Annotated in this window: 18 protein-coding genes and 1 pseudogene; 16 read left to right on the forward strand and 3 right to left on the reverse strand. The window is 55.8% G+C overall.

All coding sequences use genetic code 11. The annotated features are described in order from the left end of the window. Window positions 1-225: 225 nt before the first annotated feature. The gene (locus K227x_RS16025) at window positions 226-1,878 is read right to left on the reverse strand and encodes a hypothetical protein (protein ID WP_246146852.1); all 1,653 of its coding nucleotides are present in this window, start codon (window positions 1,876-1,878) and stop codon (window positions 226-228) included. Between the two features lie 455 nt (window positions 1,879-2,333). On the opposite strand from K227x_RS16025, the gene K227x_RS16030 reads away from it, so the two are divergent. Next, on the forward strand, window positions 2,334-3,440 hold the full coding sequence (locus K227x_RS16030; protein ID WP_145170993.1) for an inorganic phosphate transporter: 1,107 nt from the start codon (window positions 2,334-2,336) through the stop codon (window positions 3,438-3,440). 443 nt (window positions 3,441-3,883) lie between these two features. Here the strand turns inward: K227x_RS16030 and K227x_RS16035 are convergent, their stop codons facing one another. Next, window positions 3,884-4,900 carry a DUF3179 domain-containing protein gene (locus tag K227x_RS16035; RefSeq protein WP_145170995.1) on the reverse strand — a complete coding sequence of 339 codons (1,017 nt, stop codon included), beginning with the start codon at window positions 4,898-4,900 and terminating at the stop codon, window positions 3,884-3,886. A 1,415-nt stretch (window positions 4,901-6,315) separates the two neighbouring features. Here K227x_RS16035 and K227x_RS16040 point away from each other — a divergent pair. The 3 genes from K227x_RS16040 to K227x_RS16050 all read left to right on the forward strand — a co-directional run bounded on the left by K227x_RS16040 (window position 6,316) and on the right by K227x_RS16050 (window position 10,978). Further along, entirely contained in the window at window positions 6,316-6,882 is a 567-nt protein-coding gene (locus tag K227x_RS16040) for an RNA polymerase sigma factor (protein ID WP_145170997.1), read from the forward strand. A 444-nt stretch (window positions 6,883-7,326) separates the two neighbouring features. After that, complete coding sequence (locus tag K227x_RS16045; protein ID WP_246146853.1) at window positions 7,327-9,768, forward strand: serine/threonine protein kinase; 2,442 nt, start codon at window positions 7,327-7,329, stop codon at window positions 9,766-9,768. A 43-nt stretch (window positions 9,769-9,811) separates the two neighbouring features. Further along, window positions 9,812-10,978, forward strand: coding sequence for a glycerophosphodiester phosphodiesterase family protein (locus K227x_RS16050; RefSeq protein ID WP_145171001.1), 1,167 nt, complete (start codon window positions 9,812-9,814; stop codon window positions 10,976-10,978). A 150-nt stretch (window positions 10,979-11,128) separates the two neighbouring features. Here K227x_RS16050 and K227x_RS16055 read toward each other — a convergent pair whose 3' ends face one another. Next, window positions 11,129-11,674 carry a TIGR02452 family protein gene (locus K227x_RS16055; RefSeq protein WP_218933294.1) on the reverse strand — a complete coding sequence of 182 codons (546 nt, stop codon included), beginning with the start codon at window positions 11,672-11,674 and terminating at the stop codon, window positions 11,129-11,131. A gap of 357 nt (window positions 11,675-12,031) precedes the next feature. On the opposite strand from K227x_RS16055, the gene K227x_RS16065 reads away from it, so the two are divergent. From K227x_RS16065 to K227x_RS16115, 12 genes and pseudogenes are all read left to right on the forward strand, one after another. Next, window positions 12,032-12,592, forward strand: a complete 561-nt coding sequence (locus tag K227x_RS16065; RefSeq protein WP_145171003.1) for a GNAT family N-acetyltransferase — start codon at window positions 12,032-12,034, stop codon at window positions 12,590-12,592. Window positions 12,593-12,923: 331 nt separating this feature from the next. Continuing rightward, the gene (locus K227x_RS16070; RefSeq protein ID WP_145171005.1) at window positions 12,924-14,570 is read left to right on the forward strand and encodes a hypothetical protein; all 1,647 of its coding nucleotides are present in this window, start codon (window positions 12,924-12,926) and stop codon (window positions 14,568-14,570) included. Window positions 14,571-14,634: 64 nt separating this feature from the next. Beyond that, window positions 14,635-15,897: an SUMF1/EgtB/PvdO family nonheme iron enzyme gene (locus tag K227x_RS16075; RefSeq protein ID WP_145171007.1), complete on the forward strand. Its 1,263-nt coding sequence runs from the start codon at window positions 14,635-14,637 to the stop codon at window positions 15,895-15,897. A gap of 18 nt (window positions 15,898-15,915) precedes the next feature. Next, window positions 15,916-16,629 carry an alpha/beta fold hydrolase gene (locus tag K227x_RS16080; protein ID WP_145171009.1) on the forward strand — a complete coding sequence of 238 codons (714 nt, stop codon included), beginning with the start codon at window positions 15,916-15,918 and terminating at the stop codon, window positions 16,627-16,629. A gap of 92 nt (window positions 16,630-16,721) precedes the next feature. Then, a complete protein-coding gene (locus tag K227x_RS16085) occupies window positions 16,722-17,438 on the forward strand; it encodes a hypothetical protein (RefSeq protein WP_218933295.1) in 717 nt (238 codons plus the stop codon). Window positions 17,439-17,453: 15 nt separating this feature from the next. After that, a complete protein-coding gene (locus tag K227x_RS16090) occupies window positions 17,454-18,389 on the forward strand; it encodes a nucleotidyltransferase domain-containing protein (RefSeq protein ID WP_145171013.1) in 936 nt (311 codons plus the stop codon). Then, a pseudogene (locus K227x_RS16095) lies at window positions 18,386-18,910 on the forward strand (nucleotidyltransferase domain-containing protein); the annotation flags it as partial. The gene K227x_RS16090 and the pseudogene K227x_RS16095, both read left to right, overlap by 4 nt. Before the next feature lie 101 nt (window positions 18,911-19,011). Then, the gene (locus tag K227x_RS30640) at window positions 19,012-19,272 is read left to right on the forward strand and encodes an HTH domain-containing protein (protein ID WP_218933296.1); all 261 of its coding nucleotides are present in this window, start codon (window positions 19,012-19,014) and stop codon (window positions 19,270-19,272) included. Then, complete coding sequence (locus K227x_RS16100; protein WP_145171015.1) at window positions 19,269-20,267, forward strand: AAA family ATPase; 999 nt, start codon at window positions 19,269-19,271, stop codon at window positions 20,265-20,267. Before K227x_RS30640 ends, K227x_RS16100 begins: the two co-directional genes overlap by 4 nt. 47 nt (window positions 20,268-20,314) lie before the next feature. Further along, entirely contained in the window at window positions 20,315-22,891 is a 2,577-nt protein-coding gene (locus K227x_RS16105; RefSeq protein WP_246145843.1) for a S8 family peptidase, read from the forward strand. 39 nt (window positions 22,892-22,930) lie between these two features. Then, window positions 22,931-23,257, forward strand: a complete 327-nt coding sequence (locus K227x_RS16110) for a hypothetical protein (protein WP_145171019.1) — start codon at window positions 22,931-22,933, stop codon at window positions 23,255-23,257. Between the two features lie 535 nt (window positions 23,258-23,792). Further along, the gene (locus K227x_RS16115; RefSeq protein WP_145171021.1) at window positions 23,793-24,530 is read left to right on the forward strand and encodes an RNA ligase family protein; all 738 of its coding nucleotides are present in this window, start codon (window positions 23,793-23,795) and stop codon (window positions 24,528-24,530) included. Window positions 24,531-24,586: the final 56 nt, after the last annotated feature.

Below are 24,586 nucleotides of genomic sequence, written 5' to 3' on the forward strand. Positions count from 1 at the left end.
GCGAAAGCACGACCTTTTCGATCGACTTTGGCTATAAAAAGAATCGCACGTTCGTGCGTCAAATCTCCGACTTCACCAGCATGGGGGAATGTCCAGTGCCCTTCTTTGCGGATTCCAATTCTTCGTAGCGCTTGCTTGCCGTGCCGAGCAAGGTTCCTGCAGCACCGCCGAAGGGAGTTGGGCACGTCCGATTCGGTTGCTGAAACAATACGCTTCGAACGTGTCCTAGGCTTCCACCTGGGGTGCCGCCTTGTTCTCAGGCCGGCAGCCTAGGCTACGCCAAATCAGCACAACGAACCATGGCGCGAACTCGATCCAGGTAACGATGAAGTCAAAGAACGCGGCTCCTGTGTACGGAGTTCCCAATACCGCAGTGGTCGGGAAGTGATAGTCCAGCCAAAACCGCAGATAGTAAATCAAGACGAGACCGCTGACGGCGATCCATGCGCGGCCTCTGGCAAACGGCAACAGCGGTAGGGCCCAGGTCCAATACCATGGATTCAATGTCGGGCAGAGGAGCCAAAACCAAGCGATCGTCAGAAATGCCGCTTCACAAATACTCGCGGCATCCTTCCCGGCGGTTCGCCAGGCGAGAGTGATCGCCACGACAAAGAAGATGAACGCGGTGATCCCACGCGCGATCATGAAGGGAGCTTCGCCAGGAGCGATGTTAAACCGAGTCGCAACTGAATTTACTAGCCTTTCGCGAACCAAATCGGGCATCACCGTGAACCAGGCGGTTTCATGGGGACCAAGCTGTGCCGTCGGCTTGATGTTCTCGACGATGATCAGGAATAGGAAATCATTCATTTCCCAGCGTCGGAGAAACGTTACCACGCCAAGACTGGGGTCATGAACTTGCGTTTGATCCGAATTCGATCTTCCGCCAGGTACCATCGCCGAGAGTAAAACCGCGGTCGTCAAAGCAAATGCGAATGCCGGACCGACGGTGAATCGCCAGCCCAAATTCTTCGCAAGTGAGAAGAAAACGAGCGGGGCAAGGATGATCGGGTAAAGCTTCGCACCCACCGCGAACGCGAGCACAACGCTGGCCAGCATCACGTAGCCTAGGCTTCCAACCTGGGTTCTTCGGTGGTTGCCGTGCCCAGGTCGGAACTCTAGGCCACGGACGAACAAGTACAGACCGAGTGTGGTCAAGAACACGGCGATCGCGTCCAAATGCCCACTGTTGGCAACCTCTTTCATCAGTAGCGGACACCAAGCATAGATCACGCAAAGTTCGACCGGTTTCGCACATCGACGAAGAAGGCCAATCACGACGAACAGCGTCGCGATGTCGAACCCGATCAACCACGCCTTCATGATGATCACGCGCGTCAACACGGATGACGAGTTTGGCGTTGTAAGATTGGCTGCTGCGAATACGGCTTGACTTGTCGGCGGATAGATCGTCGGCAATTCCGGAAAATGAACCCGATGCAATATTTCTTCGAGCACCGGATCATGGTCACGCAGATCAGCCAATCGCGACAGATCGTCATCCCCGTTCGGCGCTAGGTCGGCCAAACTCACTTGCGCCGGACTGTAACGAAACGGACTGACGCCGGCGGTGCTGACGGCTCCGTCCCAGAGGTAGCGATAGATATCGACTTCTTGGATGGGCAACGTGAACAGCATCACCACGCGAAACACGATCGCCGATCCAACTACCAGTTTCAGCATCCGCGCACTATGTCGCGTCCGCCATGCGATCCGAATCGCACCCAAGTAGCACGCGAACGCGACTGCAAACAGGCCCAGGACTGCGATGATGGGCCGCTCCGTCGTCACGCTGTCAGAGTCGAACTGCCAGCTCAATGCCGCAATGACACCGTAGACACAAATCGACAGACCAGCCAGTATCGCCAGCAAGCCCACACTTCCCTGTGTGTGTCGCTCGTTCTCGTTCGCTACTGTCGACTCGTCCGCCACGTTCGTGCTCTGCGTTCGTACTTATTGGATGGTTCGCAGCGTAGCAAGACGCTTCCCCACTGTCTGTAAGCGATCTCACACGATCGGCTTGTTGGCGCGTTCAGAAGGTAGTGTTCCCCCCTGACTTGCAATGAAATGGAGCAGATCGATCGCAGCTGCGCAGCTTCCGACGTTTCGCTATGCCGACGTTCCTGTCCGCCAGATTTTTGATTGGTTCGACAGGCGGGGCCCTTCGACACAGCAAACGTCTGCGAGAAAGGTTTCTGAAATCGTGTAAGGATCGTGCCGGTCCACCGTCTTCACTAACGAGCTGCCAAGTACCAACTTTCCGTAGCCTAACGCTGCATCGCCGGGTGCGGGTCGATTTCCAAGGGTTTAGTCATTCAGATCGGAGCTTTCCAGTGATCGTCTTCCTTGCCCTCGTCGCAGGCATTTTGTTGGCGTACGCCAATGGTGCAAACGACAACTTCAAAGGCGTTGCGACCTTGTACGGCAGCGACACAACAACGTACCGCCGCGCACTCGTGTGGGCGACGGCAACCACTGCAGCGGGTTCGCTGACGGCTGTTTGGCTCGCTCGCGAACTACTGGAACGATTCTCTGGCAAGGGAATCGTTCCTGACGCACTCGTGGCCCAAAACGAATTCGGCGTTGCAGTCGCATTGGCCGCGGGCGTGACCGTGATGCTGGCTAGCCGACTTGGGTTCCCTATTTCCACCACTCATGCCTTAGTGGGTTCGATGGTCGGTGCGGCTGGCGCCTCATCGTTTGCCGTCGATTGGAATGTCCTGTCGTCCAAACTGATGGCACCGTTGCTGCTGAGTCCGCTGATTGCGATCCTCGTTACGACAGTCCTCTACCGGACGTTTCGCCGAACCCGCATCGCGATGGGGATTACGAAAGAAACATGTCTGTGCAGCGGTCGCGAAGTCGTCGAAATTGTTCCGCTGGGATCGGGTGCGATGGCAATGACACGTGCAGAGGAGCTTTCGATCACGTTGGGGACCAACGTTAGCTGCCGAGATCACTATGCCGGTAACCTGGTGGGCGTCGATGCGCGTCAGTCGCTCGACACGATGCATTTCCTTTCCGCCGGAATGGTAAGCTTCGCGCGTGGCTTGAACGACACACCCAAAATCGCTGCATTGCTGCTGATTGTCCCCGCCCTGAATTCGCTCACCGCGACCGTCATTTGCGGATTGGCGATCGCTATCGGTGGCTGGTTCGGTGCGAAGAGGATTGCCGAGAAGCTGAGTCACGGCATCACAGAGATGAACGCAGGCCAGGGATTCACGGCGAACCTGGTCACGTCGGTATTGGTCGTGTTCGCCAGCCGCTGGGGACTTCCCGTATCGACCACCCATGTTTCTTGCGGCGCACTGTTTGGAATCGGAAGTGTAACCGGCCAAGCCAATTGGAAGTCGATCGGTCAGATCCTGCTCGCATGGGTCACAACCCTTCCCGCAGCTGCAGTGATCGCGTGGTCCGTTTTCAGCCTGTTAACATAGTCTAGGCTTCCAGCCTGGATTTGATGTTGCCTCAGCTTAGAATGACAGCGAAGCGTGATCACGTCCTGCTACGGACGCCAAATCTCGGAATCACCGTACGACGAACGAAAGGACTTTCCAGGGGACGTTCGCCGCAACGATTGCAAGAAGACGACTCGCCATGTCACACGCGACACCGCAGATGGGTCAGAGACGAATCGAGCAAGCAAAGCCAGCGTCCCCTAGCCAGCGTTCTACCGGAAGCATCGACGTGCGTTGAAGGTTTCCCACCTGCACAGAGACGACCGAATCCGCGTGTGCAATCAAGGACGTAACGCAACGACCGATCAATAAGTGTCGCGATGAAAGCCATCTCGCCCCCGCCGCGCAGCGGTTTGCGGGGGAGAGAGTTAGAGAGAGGGGGGAAGAAAGAAACGACACTGATGGATCGCTCGTTGCTTACGCTAGCGACTGGCGATCTTGGTTTCAGGTCGAAACGCATACCATGCAAACCAAAACGTTTGGATCCACTGAACTCCGGCATCTGCTTTGACGACCCGAATCGTTTGATCGTCGGCGTCGAAGGCCACGGTGAACTTTCTGTTGCCCAGAGACCTTTCGATATGGGTCGACTTCCCTCCAAATGCGGAAACGGGGATCGCCAACGCGTGGGCGTCGTCCCAAACCCCCAGCACACTTTGCTTCAAGGGCAAAGAGTTGCTGATCGGCTTTGCCGGAAACATCAGATTGGGTTGCTGGAAGTAGCCTGCGTAAGGACTGGCTTGATAGTTTCGCCTGTGGCCGGTTTCCGACGAGACCACGGTTGTGTTTGGATTGCGATTTTGCCAACCAGCCCACGTGGTCACTTCCATCGGCAAAACGGTCAACTTCATTCCGGCGCCCGGTCCCGATACGCCTTCGCCTTTGACCTGCGACCAAAGACTTTCTGTACTGGGGACTACCCCGTTGGATCGGTCGTACATCAACACGTTGCTGTTGTACAGCAAACCCGACACACCAAACTCCCGTTCTCCGAGCGGAGTTTGACGATCGAAAACGACTGCGGAGTCACATAGCGGACAATAGGTCACAGCGATCGGCATTTCGCCGATGCGATCGTTGATGATCTCGTGGTAATTCAAGATGGCGAGCGGATAGGCACGCGACTCACGCCCCAACGCAACGCCAATCACCCGATCGCTGCCACGCAAATACGTCGCTTCCGCTGCCGAAACAATCTTTGGATTCGACAGAGACGGGATACCGTCTTTGGGAGGACCACCAGAACGAATTTCTTGGAGGGGAATGGTTGCTTGACTCAAATCGAAACCGATATCTCCTAGCCCTCGAAACTGGATCGGCTGGATGACTTGCTGGTCAATGCAATGACGTTTCACGGGACGCTGAAGCGACCATGACACTGCAATCGCAAACACAAAAAGAAGCAGCAGACTGCGGACAAGTCCGGATGGAACACCCATTTCGGAAAAACTCCCTTTCGACGGATTGACGTGATGGCAACTTGGATACTTCTGTGAGATGCTTCACCGAACGATCGCTTCCAAATATGCGATCCTCTTCACCGGTGAAGACTTTCCCCCAGTATGCGACGGATCCAACGATGTTCAAAAACATGCGATTGACCCTTTTGGCGGTACTCGTTTGCGTACCGTTGCTCGGATGCTCATCGAGCAGCTCGCCGGAACCACTCGATTCGCCATCTACGGCAAATCCTGACGACCAACCGAGCGCACCCTCCCAGGGATCTGGCACATCGAACTAGTTCCGTTAGCGATGACGGAACATCCGACGACGTGTGTGGCACTGCCCGTTGCTGCATGTCGCCGGAACAGACCGGTAGTGGCTCTGACGGTACTGCGTGGACGCTGGTTGCGAGGTAGTGTAACTCGGGTACGTCATTGACGGCCAATAACTGACCGACGGGCTGGCGGAAACACTGCCGCTACAGTCACCCGATGCGCAGCCGAAGCCAACCGCCATCGGCTGCGAATGAACAGGGGCGACCGACGGAGCGGAAAGAGACTGCTTGGGAACACGCGACATGCGAGGCGTTGGGGGCGCAGACATCGCCGGTGCAGAATATCCGTTTCCGCGTGATCCGCTCTGTGCCTGGGCGTCATTGCAGAGCGAGCAAACGGAGATCACCAACACAACGCTTGCAAAATGCTTCGTAACAAATTTCATCGAGCGAGCCTCTCTATCGACTGAACAGGGGAATCCAATGCGTTCCCGGAAAGTTAAACGACCTGCATTCTGGACAGCCAGGATCGGCAACGTTGTGCATGGCCTCACAGATCAGAAAACTTTTCCAGGCGAAACGTCATGGCAGAAGCCTCCCGCTCGCACCGCATCTCCCCTGTGAACGATCGAGTCGAAAAATGTGGGCATCGTGAATTCTGCTGGTGACAACGAAGCCCGATCAGGTTTTGGCTCGAGCAGGAAAGACGCCGTACCTAACCCGCTCGGTTGCCCGTGACTGCACATCCCATCGAATCTGCCGGTTCCGCCAACCCTACTGCGGCGGCCCCGATCTTCCTCCAAACTGATCCCGGATGGCCCAAATTTTTGCTCAAACGTAGCGTGACGTGAGCCGCTTCTGCTGAGCCCGATCCGAAGTCGACCATCGGCAACGCACTCACGCACGCCTTCAGCAGTTTCCCCCCACCGATTCGGCGGATGAATCAAGGTGTATCCGCCAGCTTGAATCGGCAGGGACGATCCCCAATCAGTTTGGACAAGAGATTACAATCTCTCGGGGAGCTCGAAACCCTGCCAAGGTTCAAGTCGTTTTGCATCCCCGTTACTTACCCAAATCTCGAACGATGTTACGAGCACCAATCTTCAAAGCACCGGTCCCATTGAGAGGCCCCCAGCCATGGCTGAACCATCAACATCGCCGACTCTTTTGAATTTGGCGCGAGACGGGAACGGAGAAGCTTGGACCCGTCTGGTTCAGATCTATGGTCCGCTCGTCTATCGGTGGTCGCGTGGATTGGGACTGCAACCGTCGGATGCGTCTGATGCAATGCAGGACACAATGACGAGCGTGTCGAAAGATCTTTCTCGTTACGATCCTGGGGTCGGCAGCGGAAAATTCCGTGGTTGGTTGTGGACGATTACTCGTCGCAGAATTGCGGATTTGCAGCGGCGTCAAGATGGTGCTGAATTGTTGGGGTCTCGGGCGGAGAGGTTAGTCGACGAGAGCCTGCAACAACCGCCAACCGATGCCGATTCGGACGAGGTTGGCGTTTTACATCGTGCCGTTTTGACTTTCCGGCCGCGATACGATTCGAACACTTGGCGGGCCTTCTGGATGACTGTCATCGACGGGCGAAACTGCGAAGACGTTGCGAAAGACTTGGGATTAACACGTTGGGCAGTCTACAAGGCCAGGTCGCGAATCTTGAACCGTCTCCGTCAGGACCTCGACGGTTTCTTTTGAAATGGGGTGTCCAATGCTCTGCGATGGACTGGTGAAGGCCGATTTCGCCGGCTTAGCCCTATCCCAACAGAGGAGATTCAGATGATCGCTCAACGCGACACGATCGAAATGAAGCCGGCCAGTTGGGGAGTTTGCCCCGACGAAGAGACTTTGTCCTGTTTTCTGAATGGGTCGTTAGATAGCGAGTCGTTCAATAGCGTCGCTTTGCATTTGAACGACTGTTCAGAATGTCGCGGTCGGCTTGAAACACTGCCAGAGTCAGATGAATGGGTAAAACGATTCGGAGGCCCCATTGATCGACAGTTCTTGGATGAGCCAGACCTATCGGCCGCAATGGTTGCCTGCGTTTCCTCGCTAAATCGCCCACCTGAACTCTCATCGGTCTTCCCTCCGATCGACCGAATTGGGCCCTATGAATTGATCCGTCCGCTTGGACGAGGCGGTATGGGGACCGTCTATCTTTCGCGTCACCAGACTTTGAATCGGCTATGTGCAATCAAACTATTGCCACGTCGCTCGGGGCAGCAGCGGTTTGATCGCGAAGTTCAGTCGCTTGCCGCCATTGATCACCCAGGTGTCGTTACCGCAACAGACGCGGGCAGCCATGAAAGTTGGCGGTATCTTGTCATGCAGTACGTCGATGGAATGGACTTGGCTGACGTCCTGCAAGCACGACCGACCTTGCCTCTTGGTGTGGTATGTCGGATCGCAGCGGATGCGGCATCCGCGATCGCCGCCATTCACTCAGCCAATCTGATCCATCGCGATGTAAAGCCCGCCAACATCATGATCACGTGCGAAGGCGAGACGAAGATTCTCGATTTTGGTTTGGCTGCCGCCACGACACTTGGCATCGGCGATGACCGGCTGACGACCGTTGGCGATCTTGTCGGGACGGTAGCATACGCAGCGCCCGAACAGCTTGCGGGACATCCCCCTTCCGTCGCGGTGGATTGGTATGCGTTGGGTTCGAGCATGTTCCGAATGCTGACTGGAACGATTACGCATCCCCACGCCGCCCAGACCGGCTTGACTTCTCTGATGATGGCAAAGGCGAGTACACCCTGGGAGCCGAACGAGGCTTTCGAAGACAATTTGCCCGCGGAAATTCGCGACCTGATCGCTGGTTTGTTATCCCTCAATCCTGCCGAACGTCCGGGTGACTCCGATGCGATCATTAAAGCGCTACGTCACCACGCCGAGCCCAATCTTCGAGTGCTCGCGAGAGTGACGACGGCGGGGAAGGTCAACGACAAATCGCGTGATCCTGGGCAAGCATCGGCAACACCGACTTCCATTCGAGTGCCGCCAAACCGAGGCACATGGAAGGCTATTGCCGGCGGATTCTTTGGAGGCGTGCTTTCCTTGGCACTGGCGGGCTGGCTAATCGAAGTGAAAAGCTCCCGCGGCACAGTGACGGTTGAAACGGATCAAGATGACGCCAAGGTGAAAATTCTAGAGCGCCCAATCACGGGATTGGCGAACCAACAACATCAAGGTTCTGTGCTACCGAACGCTTTGACGGATATCTCGCCTGACAAACTGAACGCAATCTACAAAGGCAAAACGGTTCGTGAGCACCTTCTACGCCTGGACAGCGAATTGGACATTCCAACCCTTGTCGAGTCGCTTGAAGCAGTCGGCCGGGTCGTCGAGCCATCCGACGTTGACCTGGTTCAGGCGATGTTCATTCCCGCTCGTCGCTATGGCGGTTGGCGCTTCGGTACCGGTTCGCCATCCGGAGAATTCATGGAGGCGTCTCAAAATGCTTACCGTCATTTGCCTGAACAGGCAACGGCTGAAGCCGCCGTCCGCGAGTTTACCGATGGAACCGATCAGTCGATTGCGATGCTCGGCGCGAACAACCTGATTCGTGGCTTTTCAAGTCGCAACGGAGTAAAGCCAGAGACGGCCAATGATCTCATCAATGCCGTCAACGTTTATCAAAGCGCCCGTCCATCGCTACCTCTGGACAGGCAGTTTCAGGACCAAACCATTCAAGAACGGAATATACAACGCTTCCGCGAGGATCTGATGAGGTTGGCGGATTTCAAGATCATTTCGGCCGACGAAATCATGGGCATCAGGCAGTGGCTGCCGGAAATTTGGAACCGTGCGGACGTTTTTGATTGGATGATCGACGAGGAGTTGCTATTGAATGTCGATCAACAGGTGTCCAGCGCGATCGAGAACAACGAAGCTACTCAACTAGCGAAAGCAGAATTCTGGCTTGCCATTCAAAAACATCCCTGGCCGCCCACACTTCAAAAAACCTACGTTTCCGTCGCCGACGAGATCGGTGTAGAGATTCCTGTGGTATTGCGATTTCAGGCGTTGCTTGCACCGTTTCACGGCCCGTCGGCATCCGAGTTAGATTCGCTTTTTCAATACGAATCGCTCTCAGCTGATCAACGAAAGTTCGCCGCAAACTTCATCGTGCTGTATGGGCTTCCGCTTGTCCAATTTGCTGCCAATCGAGGACTCGAGCTCGATGTGGCAGCCATTTCCAAGCAGCCGGCGCATGCAACCGATCGAGGGGACAGTTGGCAAACGCCGATTAACTTGGCCAACAGTCTCTTTGGCTCAAGCGAAATTTGGATCGATCGATTAGACGAGATTCGCGCAGCAACAACACTGCCGAATTCCTTGGACGCTTTGATTCAGTGTCTTCACAACTATATGTCCAGCTGGGAACAGGCGCCGACGGTCATTCTAAAAATCGCCAAATCTGATTCTGAATGGACGCGAATCCAGACGATAAACTCGTTCGGATTCGGCGGTGGCATGGGCGGATTCGCAGCGCAGAAACCTTCAACGGAAGATGAGGCGAAGGCGAAGCAAATTGCCGAAACGCTCAACGCCTACTTGCAAAAACACGTTCGTTAAGTAGCCAACGCCATTTAGCAACGAGCGATCAATCAGTTTCGCGATGAAAGTCATCTCGCCCCCGCCGCGCAGCGGTTTGCGGGGGGAGAGAGTTAGAGAGAGGGGGAAGAAAGAAACGACACTTAGTGATCGCTCGTTGCTTAGCATCGTGAAGTCCAGCCACCCGCTCACCTGGATCAACCAGAATGCGTGTTTCGCTACACTTGCCATCCATACGCAAATGCATCCCCGCGCCACTGAACCGAAAAGCAGCACAGTGAAGAAAAGATCTCCCACGAATTCGCGGTGTGCACCTCCTACAATCCTCGCACCAGCGGCATTGCTTTTCCTCCACCTGGCGACTCCCGGCTTCGCCGAAAAGCCGACTCCGCAAGACGTTGCGTTTCAGGTATCGGGAGTTGACGCGGAAGCGACCGGAGTCCAGCCCAACACAGTCCACATTGCAGCGCACCGGGGCGGCTACGAGAAAGACAAGTCCGACAACGCACCCGAAAATTCCGTTGCCAATATTCGCAACTGTCAGAGCAAAGGATTTGGGCTTTACGAGACCGACATTCAACGAACCAAGGACGGTCGTTTCGTGATCATGCACGATGCCACGATCGACCGCGAGACCACGGGCACCGGTGCGGTATGCGATCTCGACCTGTCCGATCTGAACAAGCTCAACAAGAGATTTCGCGATCGCACCGTTTCTGAACATCGCGTTGCCACGTTGGATGAATTCCTGGTCGAGGGAAAAGGCCGCGTTGTTTTCAAGGCAGATTTGAAGCCAGGGGTGAATCAGTACTTCAAAGAGATCATGGCAATCGTCAACCGTCATGACGCGACCGTCGGGATCATTTTTCGCGTGCCCTACCGCGATGCGAATCTCTATGCCGAATACCGAGCCGACGGTATGCCGTACACCCGCGACCTGCTGATGTTTATGGTCTCCAGCACGAAGCAGGTGGACGACATTCAGAAGCGGTTCGATCCTTCACGCATCCAGGTGAACGTGAACAAAAACGATCCCACGAATCCCGAGACCCTGAAATTAATCCGCTACGCAACCGATCAAGGAATGCTGGTCGAGGCCCATGCAGAGGGAACCGAACAAGACTGGCAAGAACTAATTCGTGCCGGCGTTCGGATGTTCCACACCAACAAACCGACCAAGATGAAGGCATTCTTGCGAAAGGTTGATTCGCGAAACCAGAGTGAAAATTGAGTCGCCAATGGCTGAGAGTGCGGTGATTGATCAGTCTTCGACAACGAACGAACGCTTGTCCGTCACTACCGCAAGCGGTTTGTCAGAGTCAATCTGCATCGTTTCGATTTCTCCTTCTCGCGTGGTGCTCAACGGTATCGTCCCGGAGAGTCAAACTTCCGAAAAGACGTCGCAGAACGGACGTAAGAACTTTCGCTGCTCCGACCAATCGGTAATCGCAAAGATCACGCGAGAAAACGCTCCGTGAAAGTCACTTTCGAGTGCTTCGCGGAAATCGGATGCTGTTTGCAGCGGATCGTTTGCGAACACACCGCATCCCCAAGCTCCCAAAACGAGCGACTCGTAACCGTAGGTTCGGGCGATCTGCAATACTCGATGAATCCGCTTGCGAAGCATCCGCTCTGCAACCAATCGACCAAGTTCCGGAGCGTACGGCGCTGCGCACGTCAAGAAACTGAGCGGCCAGGGTTTCTCGTGTTCCATCCCTGCATCATCGCGGAAAACAGGAACTTTCGGCGACAGGATCGCCCAGTCACTCGATGCGGCTGGATCGTGATCGCGATGGAAGTCATACATCGGATCGCCAAACAACGTCGCGTACAACGCACTCGACCGACAGAGCGTCTCTTCTTGGGCAGTTGCACCTCGCAGGAAACCACCACCCGGTTCAACGCCGTTTGCAAAGTTTAGGGCCAACGGTCGAAACCCTTCCTCAACCATCGCACGCGAGGCGGCAAGAGCATGGGGAGAAGACAAGCGGTGACGATAGGATGGGAATGTGGCGCTATTTGCTCAGCCCGGTCACCGGGGAGATCGAAGGACACAAGGCTTATCCGAGAATCGAAGACCTACTTATCATCCCCAAGTCACGGTCGACTATCATGCCACCAGAAGTCGTTCGCCATGTCGTCGCCAACGCGATCGCAGCCGGCGTGAGTCCATCTGGATGCAATCCGGATCCCAAGACCAGCAGGCCAGTGAATCGGCACGCGAAGCCGGCACCAACCTCATCGAGGACGTCAGTTGCATTCTCGTACTCTTGACCCGCCAATCATGACGCAAAACAAAGTGAAAATTCGCAAGGCAACGGCGCGGGATCGCGATTCAATTCTTGCGGTCCACGTGAACGCCTTTGGAGTGGGCGATGCAGAAGTGATCACCAAGCTCGTCGATGAGATGCTCGATGATGCTTCCGGTGCGCCAATGCTGTCGCTGGTCGCTGAAGAGCACACCACACTCGCCGGTCACCTTCTCTTTACCTCCGCGAAAATTGAACCAGATGATGGCCAAGTCAGTGCAATGATTCTCGCACCGCTAGCGGTTGTGCAGAATCGACAACGACGGGGAATGGGCGGGCGTTTGATTCGAGCTGGGTTACGTCAGTTGGAGGAATCTGGCGTCGATCTCGTCTTCGTTCTCGGCTATCCCGACTACTATTCGCGGTTCGGATTCCGGCCCGCAGGTGCCCAGGGGCTCCAAGCAACCTACCCGATCCCACCTGAAAACGCAGATGCTTGGATGGTGACGGAGCTGACGCCCGGAATGATGGACAATTGCGAGGGAACCGTTCGCTGTTGTAAAGCCTTGGACAATCCGAAATACTGGATTCAATAAGACGCTTTCAAGTCGTCGAGATCGCGAATTACCTTGCCGGATTCCGTACCGTCGGCACGCAATGCACTTGAGGTCGAGGATGTCGCAAAGACATCGCCGCCCAGGTCACCGAGAGGTGCTGCCAAACAAATAGCCGAGCACGAACCAGAACAATCCGCCATCTACCGCGAGCGCGACAAACGATCGTAGGATCCGCGGGACTCCGATCAGTCGGCGCGTTCGTATTATGGAAACATCCCGAAATCAATTTGAAAGCCAGCACCAATGCCCGTCCAAAACCTGCTAATCTGCGGGCTAATGAAAGTCGCCTGAGGCGGAAGAGGTCGATCTTATGAGTTCTATATCGGAGCGGCCACGCGGACTCAAACGCAAGTGGTTGGATTGTTTGCAAAAAGCCGCGATCGGTTTTTTCGTCATTACCATCGGAACCACGGTCTCGCTTTTGATCGTCGTCGCGATCCGGCAAGGGGGAGCGAAGACGCGCGTCACGGACATGAAGCAAGCGGTCCGCCGCGCCGGCTTGCCAATCGATCCGGTCTCTCTTGAAACCTATCGTGGACAATTGGCGGCCGCCGAAAGGGCCAAACCATGGGGCAATGTGATTGGTCGGTTTCGCCCCGACTCGGGCTATCCCGATCGGATAGCCGGTGTGCCTCGCGTCGACGCGAAGGCACATTGCCAACCAATGTGGGCCGGCGAGCCGTGGGCCGAACGCGAGAAGGTGCGTCGGTTCCTCGATGAAACGGCCACGCTTCGTCATGATCTGGCCAAGGTGCTTGAATCGGCCGGACCAATCTATACGCCGATGACGTATGACGGCATAGATACCATGCCGCCAGCGGCCGGGGTGGCTCACGAAATTGCTTCCCTATTGGCGTTGCAGAATCTAGTCGCGATCGATCGTGGCGACATCGACGCGAGTGAGCAGTCTGTGGAACAACTGTTCGCCCTGGAACGAACGTTGCAAGGCGAATTGATGGTGTTGCCCCAGTTGATTCGACTGGGCGTGGTCAATGTCGCTTTGCATGAATTGCGTCGTGTGACGCAAATCGGCCAATGGCAGCCCGATCAGATCGACCGACTTTTGACCGACCTGGGCCGCACGCTTCCTTGGGACAAAGCCTTTCGTCAGGCGATGATCGGCGAACGGGTCGTGGCGGTTACCATCTATGACGACGGGACCCTGCCCAATGGCATCGCTCGCAAATTGCTGGGCCTTGCCGGGCCACGCGATCAATTCGAAACGCTTTCGTGGTATGAACAATTCCTTGCCTTGCCGACCGACGATCCAGTGACGTTCCTGCGTGCGGCGGCGGAAACCAATGCAGACATGGAGTCCACGCTCGGGTCGGCGAACATTTGGAGACGCGTCGAAACGATGACGACCGGCGTGACTCTGCCAGCGCTAAGAGCGATCGCCGTGACCGTGATTCGCACAGAGGAGAATATCCGCTTGGCACGATTGGCGCTCGTTTGCCAACGATTCGAAATCGACCGTGGGCGTTGGCCATCATCGCATGAGGAGGCTTTTCAATTCGCCCAAGAAGAGATGAGTTTGCCCCGCGACTCCATCGTCGGCATTGGACCGCTGCCGTTTGGTGTCGAAGCGGACGGGTCGAGATTGGTTCTCTGGGGAAAACGAATCGAAGGTTTCAATGTCGACCTGCAAGACCAACCACCGGAGTCTTATTGGCCCGACGCTTGGCGAGAATTGCCGCCACGGCAACGCAGCGATTCCGACGCCCGTGACTCAGAGGCTGATCTGGCCGTGAATGAGTCGGACGAATTGACAATCGGTATCGAGATGGACATGTTCGAGGAAACCATGGGCATGTACGACGCGGATGATTCATCGACGGTCCCTGACGAACTGCGTGGTCCCGATGTGAATTCACTGGATCGGCACCTGCAATTGATCTTTCATCGCGATCAGCCTTCGGACAGCTACTACAAATGGGTGCTCCAGCCGTCGGAATGAGTTCGTGCCAATCGTCCCCGTCCCCGTTTTGGGGACTGCTGAATTCTAGTGCAGAGACACCCTCATGAACGCGTCCTCGCAATGGCTGGACTTGGATCAGGTCGAAGCTCGACTCTGTATCGTGACTGCACAGCAACTCGGAATGGGCCTCGATGAAGTGCAGCCGGAAAGCCGCATGATCGAGGATCTGAATTGCGACAGTCTCGAGATGATCGAGCTGATCATGGAGACCGAAGATGAATTCGGCATCACGATTCCCGAAACGCCGAAGACGCCTGTTGGAAAGTTGATCTTCACTCGCCAGCCATTCAGGATTCGCGATCTCGCCGAGTTTGCTTTCTTGAACCAAGGAACTGGGGCACCGGTTCGCGCAGGCTGGCGAAAGAAGCCCATCGGCATTGTGCCGCCGCCCGAGTCCGGCTTCACGCAACTTGGTGGCAGATTCGACACCACCGATTTCGACACGTCTTGCCTGCACGAAAAACTTGACGACGCCAGCGAGTTCCCGATGTTCCGCCGGGTGATCGACGGGATGGTTTGTATTCAGATCCCAGGTGATACCTTCACCCTTGGCAACGATGCCGCAGGTGCTCACGATGACGAGAGACCATGTCATCGGGCAACCTTGTCGCCATTTCTGATCGACATCGAACCTGTCTCGGTGACTGCCTTCTGCCGGTTCCTCAACTCAGTCGACATGCAGGAACACGACATCGCAATGATGATCGCTCTTTCGCCCAATGACGATCGCGAAACCGATTTGCAGTTCCAACGCTGCGAACAGAATTGGAAGCCACGTCCCGGCACAGCGATGCAGCCAGTCGTGTTGATTTCGTGGTACGCCGCAGACGCCTACTCGCGATGGGCGAATGGCACCGACTGTAAAAATCGCAACGGAGCGGCCAAGAATCACGGTCGCAGCTATTTGCCAACCGAAGCACAATGGGAATACGCCGCCGCAGGATCGTTCGATGACCAGGAACATCTTTATGCGGGGATTCACCAACGCGGCAAGACGTACGAATCCGACGGCTTGCCAATTCCGGTGGTACACCAAGAATATGGACGATCGCGATTCGGTCTCAGGCACATGAGCGGCACCGTCTGGCATTGGTGCCGCGATTGGTTCTCGCCGGATTTCTACTCGAGCGGCGCGGCCACCCAGCTCGATCCGGTCGCCGAAGTTGAGACCGGAACGCGAAGTGAACGAGGTGGAAGCTGGGTCGGACCGATTGAATTGTGCCGTCCCAGTTACCGCCGCGGCCGAAACCCTGACGCCCGCGGTCGATGTCTCGGGTTTCGGTGCGTCGGCGATGTTCCAACTTGAATTGCTGCGAAGATCACGATGCCAGCCGATACCAATACGCCACTCATTCTGCTCTCCGGACTTGCCGCGGACGGTCGTATCCTCACGCCGCAGAAGGTGCGTTTCCGCTGGCTGCATTGTCCCGCTTGGTTGCCCCCTGACCGCGATGAGTCGATCGACGAATACGCCAAACGGTTAGCGGACACGCTTGATGCCGGTCCTTGCATCATCGGTGGCGCCTCGTTTGGCGGCATCGTTGCACTTCATTTGGCACGGCACGTCGACGCCCAGGCAGTGATTCTGATCGGGAGCATCAAGTCGCCATCTCAACTGCCCGTGTATGCACGCTGTGCTCGCCCATTTCGTTTCTTGATACCCTTCATTCCGATTCGGTTTCTTCAATGGCTGACGCGGCCGATGACCGCCAAAAGATTCAAACGCTTCGCGCCGTTTGCCTACGGTCTTGCTTGTCAGTTTCGCGACTCGGATCCGCGAATCTTCCGGTGGTCTCTGTCGAGGATACTGGACTGGTCTTCGGATCCCGTTGTTTCGTGCCCGATCTACCACTTGCATGGTGATCGCGACTGGACGCTGCCGTTGAGATACACAGACCCGGACAGGATTGTTGCCGGCGGCGGGCACGTCATCTCGCTCACGCACCCAGCCGATGTCAACGATTTCATCCGGCATGTGCTTTACCACAAGGACGTCGACAACCCGCATGACGGCAATGCATCGCAACAGATTCGCTGATGGGACGAGATGTGAACCTTCTGCCGTCACGTTTGTCGTTCAATGATGTCTCTCCAATTCCAACCAATCAACGTCTTTCCATCGCAATCTCAGTGTCTTTCGATTACCTCGATCCATTCGATCCTTCTAGCGACTCGCTTCTTCATCTGGCTTTTCGTCACGTCGATGATTCGATGCTGCGTGAAATTGCGGCGGCGGACTACGGTGAAGATGCCGGCAAACATCTCAGCCAACTTCTGGCGATCAAGAACGGAACGATCCCCGCTCCGATGCAGTGGGAACCGAAAGAGGTGCTTGAATTGATCCGTTGGTCCGAACCAGAAGATCCGACGTGGTCCCCGGGTTCGACGGGCCATCGTGGTCACTGGATGCGGTTGCTTTCGTGTGCCGTGTTGCTGCGAGCCGAGGCCGAACCAGCCAACGAAGGTCGCTTCACCGGCGAAGATTCCACGGTCATCCAGCTTGTTGATAGTGCCATCAAGCTTGGCGACGCTGCAACGAACGCGGCTCTACAGTTTCTTTGCTGGTGCACGCAGTCTTCCGGTTTCGGTGACTGGGACCGTCCCTACTTTACGGTTGCGATTCAGATCTTGCTTGTCTGGCTCGACAAGTGCGATCCCGACACAGCAGTTCAGTTGATCGCCGCGTCCGACTACGAGCACTCATCCCATGCCGAGATGTTCAAATACTGTCAAAAAACACCGGCATGGAAAAAGTTCATCGAAGATGTTCTGGTCGGTTCGACAAACGCCCCTCCCGAGGTCAAGCGATTTGGCGAAAACCTCGCGAATGCAATTTTGGCGAATTAGACATTTGATTTTGCAATGAAAAACACACCCCTGATCTATTCCCCCGGCACGCAAGTCGTCGCTCAGAAGGACGTCATGGCTGCGAATGACCGGATTGCTCATCCGGCCGGTGCGGTTGGCGTCATCGTTCGCTCGCCCGTGGATCGCACTCATGCCTATCGCGTTAAGTTCAGTGACGGCGTGGAAGCTCCGATCCATCATGACCAGCTCGTTCGGCTTGCTGACTTCAAAAGCCAGACGATCCGCGACGCCGATGCATCGCTGGCCAGTTCCGGTTTGTACGAGCGGGTGATCTTTCGTTGTGTGATCGGTTCGCGGGCGTACGGACTCGAAGACGAAGCATCCGACACGGACCGTCGCGGTGTCTATCTTCCACCCGCGGATCTGCAGTGGTCGCTTTACGGAGTGCCCGAGCAACTCGAGAACGATGAAACGCAGGAGGTTTTTTGGGAACTGCAGAAATTCATCGTGCTGGCGCTCAAGGCGAACCCGAACGTGCTCGAATGCCTCTATTCTCCCATTGTCGAAACGACCACGCCGCTCGGTGACGAATTGCTCGCGATCCGCGAAGCGTTCTTGTCCAAGCTCGTCTTTCAAACCTATTCGGGTTACGTCGCATCGCAGTTCAAAAAGATGCAAACCGACATTCGCAACCAAGGACGCGTGAAATGGAAGCACGTCATGCACCTGATTCGATTGTTGCTATCCGGGACGCACGTGTTGCAACATGGCTGCGTGTCGGTTGACGTCGGCGATCATCGCGATCGGCTGCTGACGATCAAACGCGGCGAAATGCCGTTCGACAAAGCCGATCGCTGGCGGAAAGACCTGCAAATCGAATTTGAATCCGCCTTCAAGCAAACCAGACTCCCCGACCGCCCCAGCTACGACCGCGCCATCGCATTTCTAATTGACGCTCGACGCCGAGCGATGGAAACCGACCTGCCATGAACGACGCCAGAATCATCGACAACGACAAGCTGATCGCCCACGTTCGATCGCACCCTTATCCGCTGCTGTTTGCGACGATCAGTGGTGCGCACCTGTACGGATTTCCGTCGGCCGATTCGGACTTCGATCTGCGCGGCGTTCACTTGCTGCCACTCGAAACCGTTGTTGGCCTGGACAGTTTTTCTTGGGGAGGGGGCGATCAAACGGTCGAAAAGGAGGGGATCTACGACGGGCTCGAAATCGACCTGGTTACGCACGACGCTGAAAAATTCTTCACGTTGATGCTGAAGCGGAACGGCTACGTGCTCGAACAGATCTTCTCGCCGCTGGTCGTCTTCGCGGGCGCGGAGCACGAGGAACTCAAGTCGATCGCAGCGGGCTGCATCACCAAGCATCACGCTCATCACTACCTCGGTTTCGCGGCGACCCAGTGGAAGCTGTTCGGCAAGGAGTCGCCGCCGCGAGTCAAGCCGCTTCTGTACGTTTTCCGCGTCCTGCCAACCGGTATCCACCTGATGCGTATCCTTCGCCTCTGTTTTGCGGGCGAAAACCGATGGATAGCCGTCTGCTAGGCTTCAGTCTATCATTTAGTGATAGACTTCCCGTAACTTGGCAGAGCACGATGACTCATTACGAGCGAGCGATTGAGATTCAGCAACGGCTAGACGTTGTTTTGGGATTGGTCGCCGCTGGGCAACTTTCGACACCTCAAATTGCCGATGAACTAGGTGTATCGACTGCGACTGTTTCACGTTGCATCGAAGCTTTGCGAAAGCAGGGACACCACATCAAAGCAGAGAAGCTCGATGGTCAATGGTGCTACCGATTGCTTGAACGCATGACAAACCGATCGACCAAGCTGACAAAGGCAGGGAAGCCATGAACGCCGAACTATTGAAACGAATCATGCGGGCAATCGCCGATGGATCGCAAGACGATTTGGAGCAGCTCGCAGCAAAGGTGATCGACCGCGAACGAGAAAGCGGTCACAGTCGCTTGGCGAACCAGCTCGAGGGGATCATGAGTCGGCCTCGTCCGCAAACCGAACCAGCGAGCGGCGGTGGCGGCACGTCTCGAAAGCTGTCGCAGCTTCCGGTAAGCCGTCGTCATCAAGAGCTGTTGGCGACGCTTGTGCCTCGTGAAGAGTTGGAGCATCACATGGTGCTTCCGACGGAAATCGAGAACCGATTCGCAAGAATCGAACAGGAATACGCTGCTCGTGAACGACTAGGCGCTTATGGGCTCAAGAATCGTAAGACGATTCTCCTGTACGGTCCTCCGGGATGTGGGAAGTCTCTCGGTGCAAAGCGGCTTGCGTGGAACACAGGGCTTCCGTTGTTGAAGGTTCGCTTCGATGCATTGCTCTCCTCCTATTTCGGAGAATCGGCCAGCAACCTCCGTGCGGTGTTTGATTCGGCGAAGGAGCAGCCCTGTGTGTTGCTGCTAGATGAGTGCGACTTCATCGCGAAGTCTCGATCAAATTCGCGAGACATTGGCGAAGCATCTCGAATCGTTAATTCATTGCTGCAACTGATGGAGGAATACGATGCTCCGGGTTTGCTGGTCGCGACAACCAACCTAGAAAACTCGCTGGACGACGCATTGTTTCGTCGGTTCGATGATGTCTTTCAAATCCCGCTTCCAGGTCAGAGCGAAATTGATGCTTTGCTTCGCGCCACGCTTTCAGCGGTTCAATGCGATGCTAAACTGTCGTGGCAGAAAGCGGTCAAGAACCTCGATGGATCGTCCGCCGCGATGGCCGTCAAATCGGCCAGAGATGCAGCGAAGGCGGCGGTGTTGAGCGGCGTTAAGATTGTCGACACTCAGATTTTGCTGGCCGCAATTGACGAAAATAAACGAGCTGACCAACAGCGATAGCAGGTTCAGGGATGCCACCACCGGAAAGACCGTTCGACAATCTCCCGTTGGTTTTGACAGGTTCGGGGGATTCACGTCCTCGAGGGCAACGAGCCATCGAGCCTGATCCGGTTACCACCGCCAACCGAAAAGATCGCACCGGCCATGCCGGGAACCTTCGGTCTTCCACGCTCGCCGTTGCGGAGCGGTGGCAGGAAAGCCAGCAGGAGCGATCAGCACAGGGACTTTCAGAACCGGAAGAGGGCATTCCCCTGCTGCTTCGGATCGACAAGTTCTTCGATATCGATACGCTGCGCCGCCAATTCAGCTTCGAGATCATTTCGGAGCACGATGATGGCTTTGTGATCGTCGTCTCGAAGGATATGAACCTTCGACTCATTCAAGACAAGCTTGATGAGTTCGAGCAAGTAACCGGCTCGACTTCCATCGCTCAGATCCATGAACTCGTCAACGACGAGAGTCAAGAAGAACGGCTGAAGCGAATTCTGACCGAGCAACTGTTCCGCGAATGGTCGACGATCTCAGACGATCAGGAGCTGATCGTTGACGTCAGTATCGCCTGCGTCGGCGACTGGCAAATACGCAAACGGCCGAAACGCAATCGGCATTGGAAACCCGAAACGTGGGCGAGAAAAGAGAACGAATGGACGAATGAGCGAATGGAGGCCTATGAAAGATGGGAAGCGCTCAAAGACTCTCGCTTGGACGACGTCGAGTCCATGCTTTCTCCGTACGATGTTGAGGTTTTGAGCAACTGGGATAACGCCGATGTCAAAGCCGTCGAGTTGCCCGACAGCTTTACGCTTCGGATTCGCATCAACGGAAAGGGGATTCGTGACTTTGTCCTCAACTATGCATGGGTGTGGGAAGTAACCGAGCCCGATGACATTGAAACACCGCAGCAAACGACCCGCGATTTAGAATCGCTAACGGCCGCTTTAACTGTTAATTCACCACCCGAAGATGCTCCCAACGTTTGCATCGTTGACAGCGGAATTCAGGAATCGCATCTGTATCTGGAGCCGGCGATTCGGAAGAGTGATTCCCGTTGCTTTTTAGACGGTGCCAGCCCGACGGACGTGGCCGACTACGTGAGCGCGAGCGGCCATGGAACACGCGTCACCGGTGCTGTGCTGTTTGGAGAAACCGTTCCGCGATCCGGCGTCATTGATCTTGCCTATTGGATTCAAAACGCTCGTGTGCTGAACAAGCATTGCAAAATGCCGGTCACCATGTTGCCGGCGGCTGTGATCCGTGACGTTGTGACGCACTTCAATCGCGGAAAGACACCGACGCGGATTTTCAATCATTCAATCAATTCCGTCCTGGCGTGCCGAACCCGACACATGTCCGCATGGGCGACGGAGATCGACCAGCTTTGCCATGACCGCGATATTCTCGTCTTGCAAAGCGTGGGGAACATACGCTGTTCCAATCCCAGTCCCAACATCGGCGTTGAAGAGCACATTGCCGCTGGGCGAACCTACCCCGACTACCTTTCCCAACCCGTTGCGAGAATTGCCAACCCCGCACAAAGTCTGCAAGCCTTATCCGTCGGCTCGGTGGCGTATGAGTCGGTCGCTGCTGGCGGATGGCAAAGCCTCGCGTCGCAGGACGGCGAGCCATCCGCGTTCAGCCGAAGCGGCCAAGGCATTTGGGGAACGATCAAACCTGAGGTCGTCGAATACGGTGGCGACTATCTCGCCGACGGCTCAACGCCATCACGGGTCGACTTCCCGACCGCGGGAGCGTCGGCCTATCCGATTCTTGTCAGTTCGACGATGCACGGGCAACCCGCAGTCGGTCAAGACGAAGTCGGAACATCTTTCGCTGCGCCAAAAGTGGCGAGGATTGCCGCCGAGTTAGCGAGTGTGATGCCCGATGGATCGTGTTTGCTGTATCGGGCATTGATCGTGCAATCGGCACGGTGGCCCGCCTGGGCTGACTTCCTCCCCAAGCTCGATCAAATCAAGGTCATCCGGCGTCTCGGTTATGGCATCCCAACCGTGTCGCGAGCAACGCAAAATTCACAGCACCGTGCGACTTTCACCACGTCGACGGACCAGGTTATCGGTGCCAAGCAGTGCCACGTCTTCCAGATTCCGATTCCGGCGGAACTACGGCGGCCCGGCACCGACTACGACATTCGTATCGATGTCACCCTCTCCTATTCAGCGACGCCGCGACGCACGCGACAGACTTCGCGTGGCTACCTTGGCGTTTGGATGGATTGGATTTCCAGCAAAACGGGGGAAGCGCCCGATGCGTTCCTGAACCGTGCGCTCGACACCGACGATGATTCGGACCGCGACAAGAGCCGTGAATTGCCCTGGGTCGTTCACCCGATGAAGCAGCATGGATTGTCCGGCGTGCAGCGTGATTCCGGCACCGTGCAAAAAGATTGGGCGACGGTCAAATCCAACGCCCTGCCAGAAAACCTGAGCATCGCCGTCCGCGGTCATCAGGGATGGAGTCGCGATCCAGACGAAACCGCGACCTACGCGATCGCGGTTACGTTCGAGATCGTTGGTCAAGAGATCGCCATCTACCAGCCGCTACGCACAGCAGTTCTCGATTTTCAATCAATCGTGGAGATCGAAGCAGAGGCGGAAGTTGAGGTTTAATTTCGTCTACCACCAAACGAATCACAACGAACAGCACCGATGGACTCATTCCTTAAAGACGTCATTGCCGGCGGATTCAGCACCGCCTTAACGAAGTCCACTCTGCACCGTCGCGATGGACAGGAGCATAGCGGCACCGGGCATTTTGCATGGAAGCCGGACGGATGCGAGATGAATGTAGTCACCAACGGTGGGGCCATTGTTCAACGAGAGTTCGGCACTTTTCCCGGCAAACCCGGCGAGATCATTCCAGATGAGCACTACCTTACCCTGACCGAAAATGCTGCGCGGGGGTCAGGCTGGGTTCTCGGTTTTCAAGGCTCGATTGCACTCAATCGCTTGGATGGCTTTGCGGTTGGACTTTGACTGCTTCTCTCGTGTTTTGGCCCAACGTGCAAGGTTCGATGCGCTGTCGGGATGAGACAGCCCGAATCGTTTCGATCTTTTGGAAAGTGGCTCGCCAGTCCAACGACGACATAGCAGTGCTGCGATCTCACGCCCCGCGGAAGCACTTCGAAAACCAATGGACCCTGCCTGGTCGACTTCATTGTAGGCAGCGGTTTCGGTGGTGATCTCTTGGCCGGTGACAGCCTTCAAACGGCGAGTCGTGCGTTGACGTTCCTGAGTATCGCTGGACTGAGCCATCGCGATGGATTTCTTGAGAAACGCTTCGCTACCAAGCAACCAGACGCTGGAGAAGAAAAGGTACGCGGACTCTTTTTTTCGGTTTTTAACGAGTTGTTTCAATGCTCCTGCGGCCGACACCGGTGCTAAAAGATTGACCCAGCTGTGTGGATTTTGAAGACTCGGTTGAGACTATACCCGCAGGGTACGTGAACCCGCACTGATCTTTGTGTGTCTGTGTTCAATCTCGCGTCGAATTTCTGGAAGGAGAGCAACTATGGGCGCTTCGCGGGGCGACTTTGTGAAATATCCGCGGACGCCGCATTTGTTTGGCTCTCGTGGGACGAGCGATGACAAACACCTGGGGGAACGAGAATCGGTCTCGTTCCTGGCAGATCAGTCGTTGATTGTCGAAGAGAAGATCGACGGGACGAACGTGGGGATCCACTTCGCCGGTGGCGAATTGATGCTGCAATGTCGCGGGCACCAGATCACCGAGGGGATGCACCCGCAGTACAACTTGTTCAAGCAGTGGACGATGGTGAAGCGTGGAACGCTGGAAGATATTCTGGGCGGCCGATTCATCATGTACGGCGAGTGGATGTATGCTCGACACTCGATTCACTACCGCGAGCTGCCTCACTACTTCTTTGAGTTTGACATCTACGATAAAGATTCACAGTCGTTTTTGACACTTGAGAAGCGAACCGAGATGCTGGATGGGTCGGGGATCGAGACGGTTCCGATTCTGCATCGTGGCACGCTGAAGAAGGGCGAACTGGAATCGTTGATCGGGGCGTCGGCTTTTGGAAGTGAGTTTGAGAATCCATTGACCGGGCAGACGGATGACCGAATGGAGGGTTTGTATTTCCGCACCGAGAACGAAACGGGCGTGACCGGGCGAGCGAAGTTCGTGCGGCCGGAGTTTGTCGAAAAGATCAAGCAAAGCACTCATTGGCAACAGCAAGAGATGACGCCGAATGAGCTGGCCGACGGTGCGGATATCTGGACGTGACCCTTGTCCCTAGGCTCCCGCCTGGGGACACAATGCACCGGAGGCTCCTGCCTCAC

The organism is Rubripirellula lacrimiformis, assembly GCF_007741535.1.
Taxonomy (GTDB): Bacteria; Planctomycetota; Planctomycetia; order Pirellulales; family Pirellulaceae; genus Rubripirellula; species Rubripirellula lacrimiformis.

Bases quoted from the DNA above. Each gene is read 5' to 3' on its own strand.
- K227x_RS16035 (WP_145170995.1), bottom strand. From the start codon at position 4,900: ATGGGTGTTCCATCCGGACTTGTCCGCAGTCTGCTGCTTCTTTTTGTG.
- K227x_RS16040 (WP_145170997.1), top strand. From the start codon at position 6,316: ATGGCTGAACCATCAACATCGCCGACTCTTTTGAATTTGGCGCGAGAC.
- K227x_RS16045 (WP_246146853.1), top strand. From the start codon at position 7,327: ATGGGGACCGTCTATCTTTCGCGTCACCAGACTTTGAATCGGCTATGT.
- K227x_RS16050 (WP_145171001.1), top strand. From the start codon at position 9,812: ATGAAAGTCATCTCGCCCCCGCCGCGCAGCGGTTTGCGGGGGGAGAGA.
- K227x_RS16065 (WP_145171003.1), top strand. From the start codon at position 12,032: ATGACGCAAAACAAAGTGAAAATTCGCAAGGCAACGGCGCGGGATCGC.
- K227x_RS16070 (WP_145171005.1), top strand. From the start codon at position 12,924: ATGAGTTCTATATCGGAGCGGCCACGCGGACTCAAACGCAAGTGGTTG.
- K227x_RS16075 (WP_145171007.1), top strand. From the start codon at position 14,635: ATGAACGCGTCCTCGCAATGGCTGGACTTGGATCAGGTCGAAGCTCGA.
- K227x_RS16080 (WP_145171009.1), top strand. From the start codon at position 15,916: ATGCCAGCCGATACCAATACGCCACTCATTCTGCTCTCCGGACTTGCC.
- K227x_RS16090 (WP_145171013.1), top strand. From the start codon at position 17,454: ATGAAAAACACACCCCTGATCTATTCCCCCGGCACGCAAGTCGTCGCT.
- K227x_RS30640 (WP_218933296.1), top strand. From the start codon at position 19,012: ATGACTCATTACGAGCGAGCGATTGAGATTCAGCAACGGCTAGACGTT.
- K227x_RS16100 (WP_145171015.1), top strand. From the start codon at position 19,269: ATGAACGCCGAACTATTGAAACGAATCATGCGGGCAATCGCCGATGGA.
- K227x_RS16110 (WP_145171019.1), top strand. From the start codon at position 22,931: ATGGACTCATTCCTTAAAGACGTCATTGCCGGCGGATTCAGCACCGCC.
- K227x_RS16115 (WP_145171021.1), top strand. From the start codon at position 23,793: ATGGGCGCTTCGCGGGGCGACTTTGTGAAATATCCGCGGACGCCGCAT.